This is a genomic window from Promicromonospora noduliphila, from assembly GCF_056951025.1.
In genome coordinates this window covers 1,112,945-1,126,278 of the sequence record NZ_CM167806.1, presented here as the reverse complement: position 1 = coordinate 1,126,278, position 13,334 = coordinate 1,112,945, and the positions used below count along the sequence as shown (strand labels likewise).

Sequence of the window (13,334 nt, the reverse complement as noted above, 5' to 3'; positions counted from 1 at the left end):
CGGGCTCGGGGGGCGCCGCCGGAGGGGCGGCGAGGTGCTGCGGCGAAGGACACGACTGCGTTACCTCACGTCATCAATGGTTGGGCCGTACCACGGTGGAACGGCCAGGTGCTGATCATGGTTCCCGGCACAAGGTTCCCACATCCTCCAGATGTGCAACACGCCGGTCAACGGGTCGACAGCTACGTCATGAGCGCGTCAGGAGCACGTCGGAAGGTCGGCGCCCTCGCCGCGCCCGATCTGCTCGACGGCGTCGCGCGCCTCCGCGAGCGTCGCCACCCGCACCACGTTCAGCCCGTCCGGCACGTTGCCCACCACCTGGGCGCAGTTGTCGGCCGGGGCGAGGAACCACTCGGCGTCGTCGCGCACGGCGCCGTACAGCTTCTGCTCGATGCCGCCGATGGGTCCGACGGTGCCCTCCGGGCTCATCGTCCCCGTGCCCGCGATGATCTCGCCGTTCGCCTCGTCCTCCGGCGTGAGCTTGTCGATGATGCCGAGCGCGAACATGGTGCCTGCGCTGGGCCCGCCGATGTTCTCGATCTCGATGGAGACGTCGACGGGGAAGTCGTACTGCGGGTCGATGAAGACGCCGAGGACGGCGCGCTGCCCGTTGTCGCCGGTGGTGATGGTGACGTCCAGCGTGCGCTCGCCGCGCCGGACGCCGAGCGTGACGTCGTCCCCCGGCTGCGTCTCGGCCAGCCCGTCGATGAGGTCCGCGTAGGTGCCGACGGGTTCGCCTTGGAACGACTCGATGACGTCGCCCTCGCGGAGCTTGCCGGCGGCCCCCGAGCCCTCCTCGGTCCCTGCGACGTCGAGCACGGCGGGCACGTCGTAGCCGATCTCGGTCAGCGCGGCCGCCGTCGCCGATTCCTGCGACGACACCATCTCGGCCTGGCTCAGCTCCTGCTGCTGCTCCTGGGTGGTGGCCTCGGGGAAGATCGCCTCCACCGGGAGCACCGAACGCTGCGGGTCCAGCCAGCCCTGGATCACCTGGCCCGCCATCATCGGGTAGCCCGGGCCGCCCAGCACGGACACGGTCGTCAGGCGGAGCTGTCCCGTGGACTCGTAGGTGCGGGCGCCCTCGATCTGGATGAGGTTGCGTTCCAGCGTGTCCTCCGTCGGCCCCGGCGAACGCATCGCGTACGGGGCAGGGGACACCAGCGCCACCGCGGCCAGCACGGCCGTGGCCAGCAGGGACACGCCGAGCGTCACGGTACGGCGCGTGATCGGCGCGACCGCGTCCGCCGCGTCCTCGAACGGCGGCGGCTCGGACTGCTGGGCGTGCGGGAGGTCGCGCATGTCGGTCACCGGCCCATCATTCCTCACTCGGCTGGGGGTTTCGTGAAAGCCGCCCGTGCCCCGGTCCATGGGGGTCGGCGCACGCTACCCATTACGCCGTTGTGCAAAGATTTTCCACCCGAACGGTGTGTTATACCCCACGGCGGCGCCGATAACCGATACGGTCTTTCCGTGGCCCACGACGCCCTGACGTCCGTGGAGGTGCGCCGGAGCCGCCGTCGCACCGCCACGGTGAGCGCATATCGCGACGGTGGACGAACCATCGTCGCGATTCCCGCGCGCTTCTCTCGGGCTCAGGAACGAGAGTGGGTGGCCAAGATGGTAGCCCGGCTTGAGGACAAGGAGCGGCGCCGCCGCCCGTCCGACGACGAGCTGATGGAGCGCGCCGGCGAGCTCGCCGCCAAGTATCTCGACGACCGGGTCCGGCCCTCCAGCGTGCGCTGGTCGGCAAACCAGGGCCGGCGCTGGGGGTCGTGCACCCTGCTGGACGGCTCCATCCGCATCTCCACCCGGCTGCAGGGCATGCCGTCCTGGGTGCTCGACTACGTGCTGCTGCACGAGCTGGCGCACCTGCTGCACGCCGGCCACGGCCCGGAGTTCTGGAAGATCCTGGAGGTCTACCCCAAGACGGACCGGGCGCGCGGCTTCCTGGAGGGCGCGTCGTTCGCGCAGGACGAGCCGGGCCAGGCCACCTCCGACGACGGCGACGACGCCTGAGCTACTTCGCCTCGCCGGCCTGCCCGTCGTCGGTCGGGTCCTCGTCCTCGGCCGGGCCTTCGCCCTCGGTCGGGTCCTCGCCGAAGATCTCCTTGAGCGCCGCGTCCACGTCGGCGTGCTCGTTCTCCGCGGCCTCGCGCCGCACCAGGTAGCCCGACGGGTCGTCGAGGTCCTCCGTGCCCGGCAGCAGGTCCGGGTGGTCCCACACGGCGTCACGTCCGGCGGGGCCTTGGGCGCGGGCCACTATCGAGAACAGCGTCGCGGCGTCGCGCGACCTGCGCGGCCGCAGCTCCAGGCCGACCAGCGTCGAGAACGTCTGCTCGGCAGGCCCGCCGGCGGCACGCCGGCGGCGGATCATCTCGCGCAGCGGGATGGCGTGCGGCAGGTGCGGCAGGGCCGCGATGGCGCTGACCTCGTCCACCCAGCCCTCGACCAGCGCGAGCGTGGTCTCCAGGTTCAGCAGCACCGCCTTCTGCTCGTCGGTGTTCTGCAGCCCGAACACCCCGCCGGACAGTGCGCTGCGCAGCGCGTCGGAGTCGGCGAGGTCGATGTCGCGCACCTGCGACTCGAGCGCGTCGAGATCGATGGTGATGCCGCGCGCGTAGCGCTCGACGATCGACAGGAGGTGCGACCGGAGCCACGGGACGTGCGTGAACAGCCGGGCGTGCGCGGCCTCCCGGACCGCCAGGAACTGCCGGACCTCCTCGAGCGGCGCGTCCAGGCCGTCCGCGAAGGCCGCCACGTTGGTGGGCAGCAGCACGGTGTCCGGGCTGTCCAGCAGCGGCAGGCCGACGTCGGTGGCGCCGAAGACCTCGCGCGAGAGCGTGCCGGCGGCCTGGCCGACCTGCATGCCGAACACCGCCGAGCCGAGCCGGCGCATCATCTGGGTGGGGTCGATCGAGCCGCCCAGCCCGTGCAGCACGCCCGCCGGCATGCCGGGAACGGCCTCGCCGTCGTCGACCCCCTCCGGGAGCTGGTCGCGCAGCACCGTGGCCAGCGCCTCCGAGACCGACGAGGCGACGGGTGCCGCGAGCTCCCGCCACACCGGGAGCGTCGCCTCGACCCACTCGGACCGGCTCCAGGCACGCCTCGTCCCGCCCGCGGGCGGGAGGTCGGTCACCGCGTCGAGCCAGAGCTCGGCCACCGCGAGTGCTTCCGTCGCGTCCTTGGCCTGCTTGCCCGTCAGGGACGGGTCACCCTCGCTGACGGCGACCTGCCGCGCCACGTCGTGCGCGACGTCCGCGTTGACCGGCCCTGTGCCCTCCGCCGAGAGCATCTTCTGCACCTGGGCCAGTGCGTACTGCATCATCACCGGGTCGGGCGGTCCGCCGAGCGCCGTCGGGTCGATGCCCCGTTCGCGCATCTCTGCCATCACTTCGTCTGCGCCGTCGCCGAGCATGGAGCGCAGCATCTCCTCCCACGACTGGGGGGTATCGCCGGGCTGGTGCTGGTCGCTCATAGTGTCACCGTAACCGGGTCGGCAACCCCTGGGCGGCCCATTCGGCTCTGGGCGCACACGGGAACTTCCGCCCCGCGGAATGCTTTGGGTATACCTCTGGAACTGTGGACGACGGCCCGGGGCGGGCTCCGCCGTCGGGCATCGTGGTGGGCATGAAGCGCACACCCCTCCTCCGGCTGCGGCCGGGTACGCCCGTGCTCAGCCGGGGCGGCGGCCAGGTGCAGTGCGGGTCGGACCCCCGCTGGTCGTTCGTGCTGTCGGGGCTCACGCCCGCGGAGGAGACGTGGCTCGGGGAGATCGCCGAACGGCGGCACGTGACGGTCGAGCAGTCGGCGGCGCGGTGCGGGGTGCCCGCCGAGCGGCGCGACGAGATCATGACCGCCCTGTTCCGGGCGGGGGTACTGGTCCCGGTACCGGGCACGGTGGGGGCGGTGACCGCACCGGCCGACGGCGCCGCGGACGCGACGGTGCTCGGCATGCTGCGGCCCGACGGCGCCGGGCTGGCCACCCTCGCGGAGCGCGCCGAACGGGTGGTCGGCGTCGTCGGCCTCGGCCGGCTGGGCACCGCGATCGCCCTGCATCTCGCGACGGCCGGGGTGGGCGGCCTCGTGCTGCACGACCCGCTGCCGGTGCAGACCACCGACGTCGGGCTGGGCGGCCTGCGGGCGGTCTCCGTGGGACAGGCGCGCGACGAGACCGTGCGGTCCCTGCTGGCGGACCGCGCCCCGCGCGTCGCGGTCCAGGTGGACGACGGCGGCGCGGGCGGCCTGGGGTTCGACCCGACCGCCCTCGACGTCGTGGTGGTGACCGAGCCGCATGCCGCGCACCCGGCGCGGTACCAGCGGCTGCTGGGCCTCGGGGTGCCCCACCTGCCGGTCGTGGTGCGGGAGGCGGACATGGTGGTGGGCCCGCTCGTCCGGCCCGGCCGGTCCGCGTGCGTGACCTGCGTGGACCTCACGCTCGCCGACGCCGACCGCGAGTGGCCCGCACTGGCCGCCCAGCTCCGCAAGACGCCGGAGCCGACGCACGAGGCGACCCTCGCCGCCGTAGCAGCGGCGACGGCCGCGAGCCAGGTGCTCGCCCAGCTGGACGGGCACCGGCCCGCGGCCGTCGGCGCGTGCCTGGAGATCTCTCTCCCGGCCGGGCTCCCCCGCGTCAGGCCGGCGGAGCCGCACCCGCGCTGCGGGTGCGTGGTCCTGCCGGCCTGACGCCCGACGTCCCTCGGGTCAGGCCGCGGCGACGTTCTCCGACTTGCGCGGCCGGCCGCGGCCACGCTTGCGGGCGACCACGACGCCGTCGACGAAGACCTCGCCGCCCCAGACGCCCCAGGGCTCGTTGCGCTCGAGGGCGCCGGCCAGGCAGCCCTCGATCAGGGGGCAGGTGCGGCAGAGCGCCTTGGCCTGCTCGACCTGCGCGCTGTGCTCGGCGAACCACAGCTCCGGGTCGTTGGTACGGCACGGCAGCAGTGTGTCCATCAGCCGGTTGAACTCCGCCGAGTCCGAACCGGTCCCGCTCGTGACGGGGTGTTGAGGCGGGTCCCAGGGCCCCGAGCCGCCCTGGGGAAGAGTGTCGAGGAGCGCAGTGAGGCGCACGGTTGTCTCCTGTGTCCTGAAGGATGAACGTCGTCGATGAACGTCTGGGGGAACAGGACCCGGGCTGGGCCTCCGCCGGCCGGCCCTCGTGGGGCCGGGACTCCGGACAAAGATTTAAGGCCGCGGGTCCTAGATGGACTCCGCGGCCTGGATCTCTTCGGTCGTCAGACCGGTGAGTCTCCTGGAGACGCGGAGTCGGGTGCGGGAGCGGACGGCTTGCTGCCTCCGCGGTGGGTGCGCGCGCGGAAAGACAGAGCTGCGCCGTTGGCCGGAACGAGCTCGTAGCCGAGCACGTTCTTGCACACACGCAGATCCGTCTGCGGAATCTGGTTCATCTCCAATGCACCCACCTCCTCACTCGATCCGGGCCAGACCTCTCGGTCTCGCCCACTGCTGTCAGGGACATCTGAACACTATGTCGGCCCGCCACGGCGAGCCAACTCTTTTTCCGAACTTTCTTCGAGAAGTTTTTCGGACCTCTCAGGAGCCCGGCGCACCGGCCACGATCGCGAGGATCGCGGCGCCGTACCTGTCGATCTTCGCAGGGCCGATGCCGTTCACGCGAGCCAGTTCGGCCGTGCCCGAAGGTCGGATCTCGGCGATGGCGGCCAGCGTGGCGTCCGTGAGCACCGTGTAGGCGGGCTTGTCGGTCTCGCGGGCCACCTCGAGCCGCCAGTCGCGCAGAGCGTCGAACAGCGCGACGTCGTGCTCGCCGGTCAGCAGCGCGCGGGCCTGGCCCTTCGGCGCCGCACGGGTGCCGGCGGCGCGCGGCTCGTCCGGCCACAGCCCGTCGAGGAACCGCGTGCGCTTGCGCGTGGGGCGCCCGCCGGGGTTGCGCGAGCGCCCGAACGACAGCTCCAGGTGCTCGCGCGCGCGGGTGATCCCCACGTACAGCAGCCGGCGCTCCTCGTGCACCGCCTCGTCCGTCTCCGCGAGCGAGATGGGCATGAGGCCCTCGCTCAGCCCCGCCAGGAACACCGCGTCCCACTCCAGGCCCTTCGCGGCGTGCAGCGAGGCGAGCGTGACGCCCTCGACCGTCGGCGCGTGCTGCGCGGCGGCGCGCTCGTCGAGCTCGGCCACGAGCGTGGCGACCGTCGCAGGGCTCTCCGGGGTCGCCGCGGCGGCGAGGTCGTCCGCGAGGGAGACGAGCGCCTGCATCGTGTCCCAGCGCTCCCTGGCCGCCCCGCGGGCCGACGGCGGCTGGTCGGCCCAGCCCGCCGCCGCCAGGATGTCGCGGACCTGGTCCGGCATGGGCAGCTCCGGGTCGGCCGAGCGCGCGGCACCCCGCAGCAGCACGAGCGCGTCGCGCACCTCCTTGCGCTCGAAGAACCGCTGCCCGCCGCGCACGAGGTAGCCCACGCCGGCGTCGGCGAACGCGGCCTCGAAGGCCTCCGACTGGGCGTTGGTGCGGTACAGCACCGCGATCTCGCTCGGCTTGACGCCCGACTCGATCAGGCGGGCGGCCCGGGCGGCGATGCCCTTCGCCTCGGCCTCGTCGTCGTCGTACGCCGTGAAGGCGGCCGGCGGGCCGGCCGGGCGCTGGGCGACGAGCTCGAGCGCCTGGTGCGCGCCGCCCGCGCGCCCCGCACGCCTGAGCACCTCGTTGGCAAGGTTCACCACCTGGGGCGTCGAGCGGTAGTCGCGCACGAGGCGGACCTCCTGCGCGTCCGGGAAGGTGCGCCGGAAGTCCAGCAGGTGCCGCGGGGTGGCGCCGGTGAAGGAGTAGATGGTCTGCGACGGGTCGCCGACCACGCACAGCTCCTTGCGGCCGCCCAGCCACTGGTCCAGCAGGAACTGCTGGAGCGGCGAGACGTCCTGGTACTCGTCCACGACGAAGTGGCGGTACTGCGAGCGGACCTCGTCCGCCACGGCCTTGCTGCTGTTCAGCATGTCCGCGAGCATGAGGAGCACGTCCTCGAAGTCGATGACCTCGCGCTCGGTCTTCACGTCCTCGTACGCGGCGATGAGGCGAGCCACCGCCTGCGCGTCGTAGCCCGACGGCGTCTCGCGGCCGGTCGCGTGCACCGCCTTCTCGTAGTCGTCGGCCGGGACGAGCGACACCTTCGCCCACTCGACCTCGCTGCTCAGGTCCCGGACGGCCACGCGGTCCACGCTGAGGCCCACGCGCCGCGCCGCCTCCGCGACGACCGGCGCCTTGAACTCCTGCAGCCGCGGCGGGGCGCCACCCACCACGCGCGGCCAGAAGTAGCCGAGCTGGCGCAGCGCCGCCGAGTGGAACGTGCGGGCCTGCACCCCCTGGACGCCGAGGTCCCGCAGCCGGGTGCGCATCTCCCCCGCCGCGCGCGCCGTGAACGTCACGGCCAGCACACTGGTCGGCTTGTACGCCCCGATGCGGACGCCGTACGCGATGCGGTGCGTGATGGCGCGGGTCTTGCCCGTGCCGGCTCCCGCGAGCACGACCACCGGCCCGTTGAGCGCGAGGGCCACCTCGCGCTGCTCGGGGTCGAGAGCGGTCAGGATCGCGTCGGGACTCAGCGGTCCAGGATGATTCGGACCGCCGGCGGAGTTGGTCTGGGTGAGCATCGCCTGCGATTCTCGCAGCAACCACTGACAAGGAGGACGGATGTCCGAGACGATCACGCCGCTCCCCGAGAACGGCACCGTCCTGATGTACTCGACGAGCTGGTGCGGGTACTGCCGTCGGCTGCGCACGCAGCTCGACTCGGAGGGGATCGGCTACACGGTCATCGACATCGAGGAGCTGCCGGAGGCCGCCGCCTTCGTGGAGCAGGTCAACGGCGGCAACCAGACCGTGCCGACCGTGGTGTACCCGGACGGCACGGCGGAGACCAACCCGAGCCTCGTCCAGGTGAAGCGGGCGCTGGCCGGCTGATCCGAGGGCCGGCTCCCGGTCCCTGGCGCCCTACCAGTCCGTGTCCGGGCCGAGCCAGGCGCTGAACCTGGCCAGCGGCTCGTTCGCCCGCCGGTGCGCGCGCACCAGCATCCGCGTCACCTCGCGCGTCGTCGGGTGGTGACGTGTCTGCTGCGGCGCGAACTTCTTCGCCTTCTCCAGGCTCAGCAGCGCGCCGTCGGTCCTGCCCTGCCAGAGCTGCGCGCGCGCCACGTCCATGTGGTGGTGCCCCACGCGGATGGGCAGCCGGCGCACGACGTCGTCCGAGAAGCGCACGTCGTCGGCCAGGGTCAGGGCACGGGGACCGTCACCCGACTCGACGGCGGAGGCCACCGCGTGGATCTCCACGTTCGTCCGCCCGAACGCGAGGTTGCGCCAGTCGTTGTCGGTGTCCGCGCCGGTGTGCTCTGCGGCCTGACGCGCCTCTGCGACGTGCGCGACGGCGTCGTCGGCCCGGTTGGCGCGCGCCGCGAGGATCGCGGACCGCAGGTGGAGCGAGCCGACCATGCGCAGCGCTGCCGTGTGCTCCTGCGCTCCCGGGTCGACGTCGTCGAGGGAGCGGCCGAGCATGCGCAGGCCGGCGTCGTAGGCGCCCATCCGCATGAGGGACGTGGTGCGCACCCAGCTCGCGAACGCCTTGCGCACCGGGTCGCCGGACTGGGCGGCGATCCACGCGATGCGGTCCTCGACGATCGTCGAGAGATCCTCGTAGCCCGTCTGGTACGTGACGGCGTGCGCGGCGTAGAACATGCCCATCAGGGCGTCGAACAGGACCTCGCGCTCGTCGCCCTCGCTGTCGTGCAGCATCGCGAACGCCTCGACGAGCAGTGCCGGCAGCCGCTGCGCCACCTCGAAGTTCCGGTCGAGCTGGTAGAGGGTCGCGATCTGCGCCGCGTCGCGCGCGAGCTCGGCCGGAGGGCGCGGGGGCGTGTCGAGCTCCGACGGCAGGTCCCAGCACGCCAGCGCGCGGCGGAGGTTCGGCATCGCCGTGTGGACCCGGTCGGGGCGCGGCCCCTCGCGGTCGTAGGGCTGGCCGGTGAGGGTGGTGATGTCGACGTGCAGCGCCTTCGCCAGGGCGGCGACGACGGGCTGGGACGCGTCCCGCGAACCCTGCTCCACCTTGCGCAGCAGCGAGACGCTCACGCCGGCCTCCTGGGCCAGGGCGATCTGGATCATCCCGCGGGCCTTGCGCTGACGCGCGATCCGGCGACCGATGGAGTCGTCGTCAGTCATCTCGTGTCCCTCGTCGGTGCAGGTAGCGGGCATCTGTCACCCTACGGCCTCCGGCGTTATGTCCGACAGGTCCGTCCCGCGTTTATCGCCCGTCTGTGACACAAACTGTGTCACCTCGACGCCTTGACAGCTCCGAGAGTTGACCGTGGTGCGCCCGGGAGGCGGGCGAGGACTCGGCGAGGGACGAGGACCATGGCTACTGGGCGCAACGCAGGACACCTCACGACGACCGGGCGCGGGCCGTACCTGGTCGCGCTCGACATCGACGGCACGCTCCTGGACACCGGGATGGACGTCCCGCTGGTCACCACACGCGCGGTGGCGGCGGCGCGTGCGGCCGGCCACCACGTCGTCCTCGCCACGGGGCGGTCGCTGACCGGCGCGCTGCCGGTCGCGCGGAACCTCGGGCTCGACGGCGGGTGGATAGTCGTCTCGAACGGCGCCGTCACGGCCCGGCTGGCCCCGGACGCGCCGGGCGGCTACCGCCTGCACGAGCAGCGCACGTTCGACGTGCACCCCGTGGTCCGGCTCGCCCGCGCGCGCATGCCCGACGTGCGGATCGGGGTCGAGGTCGTCGGGTGGGGCTACGACGTCACGCACCCGTTCGAGCCGGCGCAGGTCAACGGCGCCCAGCGCGTCGTCGACCACGACGACGAGCTGTGGGCGGCTCCGGTCACGCGCGCGATCCTGGCCGGGCCGGACGTCACGAGCCTGGTCGAGCCGCTGCGGCACCTCGGGGTCACGGCGACGCCCAACACCCAGGACTGGGTGGACGTCACGGCGCACGGCCTGTCGAAGGCGACGGCCCTCGACACGATCAGGGGCCTGCTCCGCGTCGACCTCGCGCACACCGTCGCCATCGGCGACGGCTGGAACGACGGCGAGATGCTGACCTGGGCGGCGCACGGCGTGGCGATGGGGCACGCCCCCGCGCCGATCCGGGCCCTGGCCAAGAGCGTCACCGGCACGATCCACGAGCACGGTGCCGCGACCGTGCTGCAGGCCCTCGTGCAGGGCACCGGCCTCCTGCAGCGCCCGACCCCCGCCTGAGCACGCACGGAGACCGGCATCATGACCAGCGACCTCACCGGCCCTCCCCCTGACCCCGACGTCGTCGCGGAGGCCGCCCGCACGATCCCGGCCGAGCTCTACCTCGGGCCCGGCGGCGACGCGGTGTGGCCCGTCGTCCCCGTCCACGCGACCGTGCGCCACCTGCGGACCCTCGACCTGCGTCCCGGCCTGCGCGTCCTGGAGGTCGGCACCGGGTCCGGCTACTCCGCCGCGCTCATGGCCCACATCGTGGGGCCGGCCGGCCACGTGCTCACGATCGACGCCGACGAGCGCCTGACCCGGCGCGCTGGCGCCCTGTTCGCCGAGCACGGGCACCGGGCGACCGCCGCCGTCGGCGACGGGCTGGCCGGGCATCCCGGCCGCGCGCCGTACGACCGGATCCACGTCGCCGCCACGCCCGCCGCCATCCCCGCCGCGTGGCTCGACCAGCTCGCCCTCGACGGCGGGCTCGTCACCGGGTGCCTGGTCTCCGACCTGCCCGGTGCCTACGCGGTGGCGCACATCGTCAAGACGCCGGGCGGGCCGCGAGTCACGGTGCACGCCGGCCGGTACGCGCCACTGGGCGCGCCCGTCGTGCCGCCCACCGTGCTCGTCGTGACCGGGGCGGACAACCCCGGCTACTACCTGGCCACGGGCAGTCCGGACCGGGCGGCCGGCGAGGACCTCCTCACGACCCTCCGCACGGGGCACGCCGAACCGTGGCCTGGCTCGCCCGGCGAGTTCATGGACCTGAAGAACTGGCTCCTCGCGATGCGCCCCCGCGGCCTCTTCACGGCGGCCACCGAGCTCGGCGAGGGCATAGGGCTCGGCTTCCGGGCGCCCGGCCCTGCTGGCGACACCGGCGGGCGCGCCGGAACCCTTGAGGTCGCGATGGTCACCGCTGCGCACTTCATCGCGCGCCCGGTCGGCTCGCCGACGGCGGCGCGCCTCGCCGACCTGATGAGCGACTGGCGGGCCGAGGGGTACCCGGCCACCGACCAGCTCGACGCGGTGCTGCTCCGCGACGGCGACGTCTACCGCGTGCGGATCGACGACTAGGACCGGACGGGGTCTGGTTCGCGGCGGTCCCTCAGGTCCCGGGCGCTCAGTTCCCGGGCGCTCAGTTCTCGAGCGGGCCGCCGAACCAGTCCTCGATCAGGGAGCGCCCGATCGAGGTGCGGCCGTACGAGCTGAGGTTGCCGTCGGCGAGCGCCGTGGCCACGTCCTCGCGGGTGAACCAGCCCGCCTCGGCGATCTCGTCCTCCTGCAGCACCAGCCGGGTCGTCGTCGCCCGGGCGCGGAAGGCCAGCATGAGCGAGGCGGGGAACGGCCAGGACTGGCTGCCGCAGTACTCGATCGACCCGGGGTCGACGACGACGCCGACCTCCTCCGCCGTCTCGCGCGCCACCGCCTGCTCAAGCCCCTCGCCCGGCTCCACGAAGCCCGCCAGCACCGAGCGGCGGCCCGGGCCCCACTCGGGGCCGCGCGCCAGGAGCAGGCGGTCGTCCGCGTCGGTGATCGCCATGATCACCGCGGGGTCGGTGCGCGGGAAGTGGTCCGACCCGTCGGCGGGGCAGTGCCTGACCCAGCCACCGTGCGTCACCTCGGTCGGCGCGCCGCACCGTGGGCAGTGCGTGTGCAGGGCGTGCCACCGGGCCAGGGCGAACGCCTCGACCACGAGGCCCTGCTCCAGGTCGGGCACGTCGAGCGTGCGCAGGCCCGTCCACTCGACGTCGAGGTCGTCCTGGAGGTCGAGGAGGCGCTCGGCACCGGAGTCGGGCTCCGGCAGCACCGCCGCGAGGTAGGCGGCGCCGTCGGCCTCCCCGAGGAACAGGTGCGTGCGCACGGCGAGGTGCGCGACGTCGTCGGGCGCGAACAGCGCCACCCGCGACCCGGCCGTGGCCACTCGGTCCCCGCGCAGCAGCAGTGTCCTGGTGCCCGGCTCCTTGCGGAGGTCGTCGACGAGGCGCGGCTCGGCCCGGCGGTGCGCGGCGCGGTCGTGAGCGGCACGGGAGAAGGGGAGGTCGAGGGGACGCACGAGACGACGTTAGCGGCCCATCGGTTCGCATGCTCTTGGACGCGGTCTCGGTTTCGCGGACGCAATCTCGGCGCACCCGACGCGTGACTGGGCGGACACGCCATGGTCCTGCCCGGAGCGACGGCGAGCGCTGCTCTACGGTGAGCACGTGTCGCGCACGCCCCTCGCTCTCGCCGCCCTCTCGACCGCCGCCGTGCCGGGACTCGACGCCCAGTCGGTGCGGGTCGGTGAGGTCGCCGGCGACTACGACGTCGCCGTCGTGACCGGTCAGGACGACCAGGAGTGGGTGGTGCGTGCCCCGCGGACGACGGTGGCGGGCGCGGCGCTGGAGGCCGAGATCGAGCTGCTCGACGCGCTCCGGCTGTACATCGACACGGGCGTGCTCCCGTTCGTTGTGCCGCAGGTCGCCGGCTACGCGCTGCTGCCGGAGGGCGGCCGGGCCGTCGTGCACCGCCGGATCATCGGCAGCAACCTGGACGTCGAGGCGCTGGAGCCGGGTCCGGGACTGGCCGCCGACCTGGGCCGGGCCATCGCCGCGATCCACGAGCTGCCGACGTCGGTGGTGGAGACCTGCGGGCTGCCCAGCTACACCGCGTCCGAGTACCGCGAGCGCCGGCTCACCGAGGTGGACGAGGCGGCGCGGACCGGGCGGGTCCCACCCACGCTGCTGCGGCGGTGGGAGACGGCCCTGGAGGACGTGTCCCTGTGGAAGTTCCGGCCCGTCGTGACGCACGGCGACCTGGCGCCGGACCAGCTCCTCGTGGACCGGCAGCGGGTGGTCGCGGTGTCGGGCTGGGCGGAGGCCCGGGTGGCCGACCCGGCCGACGACCTCGCCTGGCTCATCGCCGCTGCGCCACTGGAGGCGGTCGACTCGATCATGGAGGCCTACCAGCTACGCCGCACCGAGCTGAGCGACTCGCGCCTCGCCGAGCGCGCGATGCTGGTCGGCGAGCTGGCGCTGGCGCGGTGGCTGCTGCACGGCGTGCGGCACAAGCTGCCCGAGGTGATCGAGGACGCGACCTCGATGCTGGAGGACCTGGACGAGGCTACGCTCGACGAGGGCTGAGGCCCCGC

The 13,334-nt window shown here is 73.4% G+C and carries 12 protein-coding genes; 6 read left to right on the top strand and 6 right to left on the bottom strand.

The features are described from left to right. Window positions 1-198: 198 nt before the first annotated feature. Window positions 199-1,299, bottom strand: a complete 1,101-nt coding sequence (locus AC0QU1_RS04865) for a YlbL family protein (RefSeq protein WP_483576628.1) — start codon at window positions 1,297-1,299, stop codon at window positions 199-201. A 171-nt stretch (window positions 1,300-1,470) separates the two neighbouring features. Here AC0QU1_RS04865 and AC0QU1_RS04860 point away from each other — a divergent pair, with 171 nt between their 5' ends. After that, window positions 1,471-2,016, top strand: coding sequence for a M48 metallopeptidase family protein (locus AC0QU1_RS04860; RefSeq protein ID WP_483574788.1), 546 nt, complete (start codon window positions 1,471-1,473; stop codon window positions 2,014-2,016). Window position 2,017: 1 nt separating this feature from the next. On the opposite strand, the gene AC0QU1_RS04855 is transcribed toward AC0QU1_RS04860, so the two are convergent. Beyond that, complete coding sequence (locus AC0QU1_RS04855; protein WP_483574786.1) at window positions 2,018-3,475, bottom strand: zinc-dependent metalloprotease; 1,458 nt, start codon at window positions 3,473-3,475, stop codon at window positions 2,018-2,020. Window positions 3,476-3,627: 152 nt separating this feature from the next. Between AC0QU1_RS04855 and AC0QU1_RS04850 the strand changes: the two genes are divergently transcribed. Beyond that, on the top strand, window positions 3,628-4,683 hold the full coding sequence (locus AC0QU1_RS04850; protein WP_483574784.1) for a ThiF family adenylyltransferase: 1,056 nt from the start codon (window positions 3,628-3,630) through the stop codon (window positions 4,681-4,683). 18 nt (window positions 4,684-4,701) lie between these two features. Here the strand turns inward: AC0QU1_RS04850 and AC0QU1_RS04845 are convergent, their stop codons facing one another. Next, entirely contained in the window at window positions 4,702-5,067 is a 366-nt protein-coding gene (locus AC0QU1_RS04845; RefSeq protein ID WP_483574783.1) for a WhiB family transcriptional regulator, read from the bottom strand. A 480-nt stretch (window positions 5,068-5,547) separates the two neighbouring features. Further along, entirely contained in the window at window positions 5,548-7,611 is a 2,064-nt protein-coding gene (locus AC0QU1_RS04840) for an ATP-dependent helicase (RefSeq protein WP_483574782.1), read from the bottom strand. A 40-nt stretch (window positions 7,612-7,651) separates the two neighbouring features. Here AC0QU1_RS04840 and AC0QU1_RS04835 point away from each other — a divergent pair, with 40 nt between their 5' ends. Further along, window positions 7,652-7,921 (top strand): mycoredoxin, encoded by a 270-nt coding sequence (locus AC0QU1_RS04835; protein WP_483574781.1) that lies wholly within the window; start codon window positions 7,652-7,654, stop codon window positions 7,919-7,921. A 30-nt stretch (window positions 7,922-7,951) separates the two neighbouring features. On the opposite strand, the gene AC0QU1_RS04830 is transcribed toward AC0QU1_RS04835, so the two are convergent. After that, the gene (locus AC0QU1_RS04830) at window positions 7,952-9,172 is read right to left on the bottom strand and encodes a helix-turn-helix domain-containing protein (RefSeq protein WP_483574780.1); all 1,221 of its coding nucleotides are present in this window, start codon (window positions 9,170-9,172) and stop codon (window positions 7,952-7,954) included. 192 nt (window positions 9,173-9,364) lie between these two features. On the opposite strand from AC0QU1_RS04830, the gene AC0QU1_RS04825 reads away from it, so the two are divergent. Together AC0QU1_RS04825 and AC0QU1_RS04820 are read left to right on the top strand one after the other, a co-directional pair. After that, on the top strand, window positions 9,365-10,222 hold the full coding sequence (locus tag AC0QU1_RS04825) for an HAD family hydrolase (protein WP_483574778.1): 858 nt from the start codon (window positions 9,365-9,367) through the stop codon (window positions 10,220-10,222). Between the two features lie 21 nt (window positions 10,223-10,243). Then, a complete protein-coding gene (locus tag AC0QU1_RS04820; protein ID WP_483574776.1) occupies window positions 10,244-11,281 on the top strand; it encodes a protein-L-isoaspartate O-methyltransferase family protein in 1,038 nt (345 codons plus the stop codon). Between the two features lie 61 nt (window positions 11,282-11,342). Here AC0QU1_RS04820 and nudC read toward each other — a convergent pair whose 3' ends face one another. Continuing rightward, the gene (gene nudC, locus AC0QU1_RS04815; RefSeq protein ID WP_483574775.1) at window positions 11,343-12,260 is read right to left on the bottom strand and encodes an NAD(+) diphosphatase; all 918 of its coding nucleotides are present in this window, start codon (window positions 12,258-12,260) and stop codon (window positions 11,343-11,345) included. 148 nt (window positions 12,261-12,408) lie between these two features. Here nudC and AC0QU1_RS04810 point away from each other — a divergent pair, with 148 nt between their 5' ends. After that, the gene (locus AC0QU1_RS04810; RefSeq protein WP_483574774.1) at window positions 12,409-13,326 is read left to right on the top strand and encodes a macrolide 2'-phosphotransferase; all 918 of its coding nucleotides are present in this window, start codon (window positions 12,409-12,411) and stop codon (window positions 13,324-13,326) included. The last annotated feature ends 8 nt before the right edge of the window (window positions 13,327-13,334 follow it).

Bases quoted from the DNA above. Each gene is read 5' to 3' on its own strand.
- AC0QU1_RS04865 (WP_483576628.1), bottom strand. From the start codon at position 1,299: ATGCGCGACCTCCCGCACGCCCAGCAGTCCGAGCCGCCGCCGTTCGAG.
- AC0QU1_RS04855 (WP_483574786.1), bottom strand. From the start codon at position 3,475: ATGAGCGACCAGCACCAGCCCGGCGATACCCCCCAGTCGTGGGAGGAG.
- AC0QU1_RS04850 (WP_483574784.1), top strand. From the start codon at position 3,628: ATGAAGCGCACACCCCTCCTCCGGCTGCGGCCGGGTACGCCCGTGCTC.
- AC0QU1_RS04840 (WP_483574782.1), bottom strand. From the start codon at position 7,611: ATGCTCACCCAGACCAACTCCGCCGGCGGTCCGAATCATCCTGGACCG.
- AC0QU1_RS04835 (WP_483574781.1), top strand. From the start codon at position 7,652: ATGTCCGAGACGATCACGCCGCTCCCCGAGAACGGCACCGTCCTGATG.
- AC0QU1_RS04830 (WP_483574780.1), bottom strand. From the start codon at position 9,172: ATGACTGACGACGACTCCATCGGTCGCCGGATCGCGCGTCAGCGCAAG.
- AC0QU1_RS04825 (WP_483574778.1), top strand. From the start codon at position 9,365: ATGGCTACTGGGCGCAACGCAGGACACCTCACGACGACCGGGCGCGGG.
- AC0QU1_RS04820 (WP_483574776.1), top strand. From the start codon at position 10,244: ATGACCAGCGACCTCACCGGCCCTCCCCCTGACCCCGACGTCGTCGCG.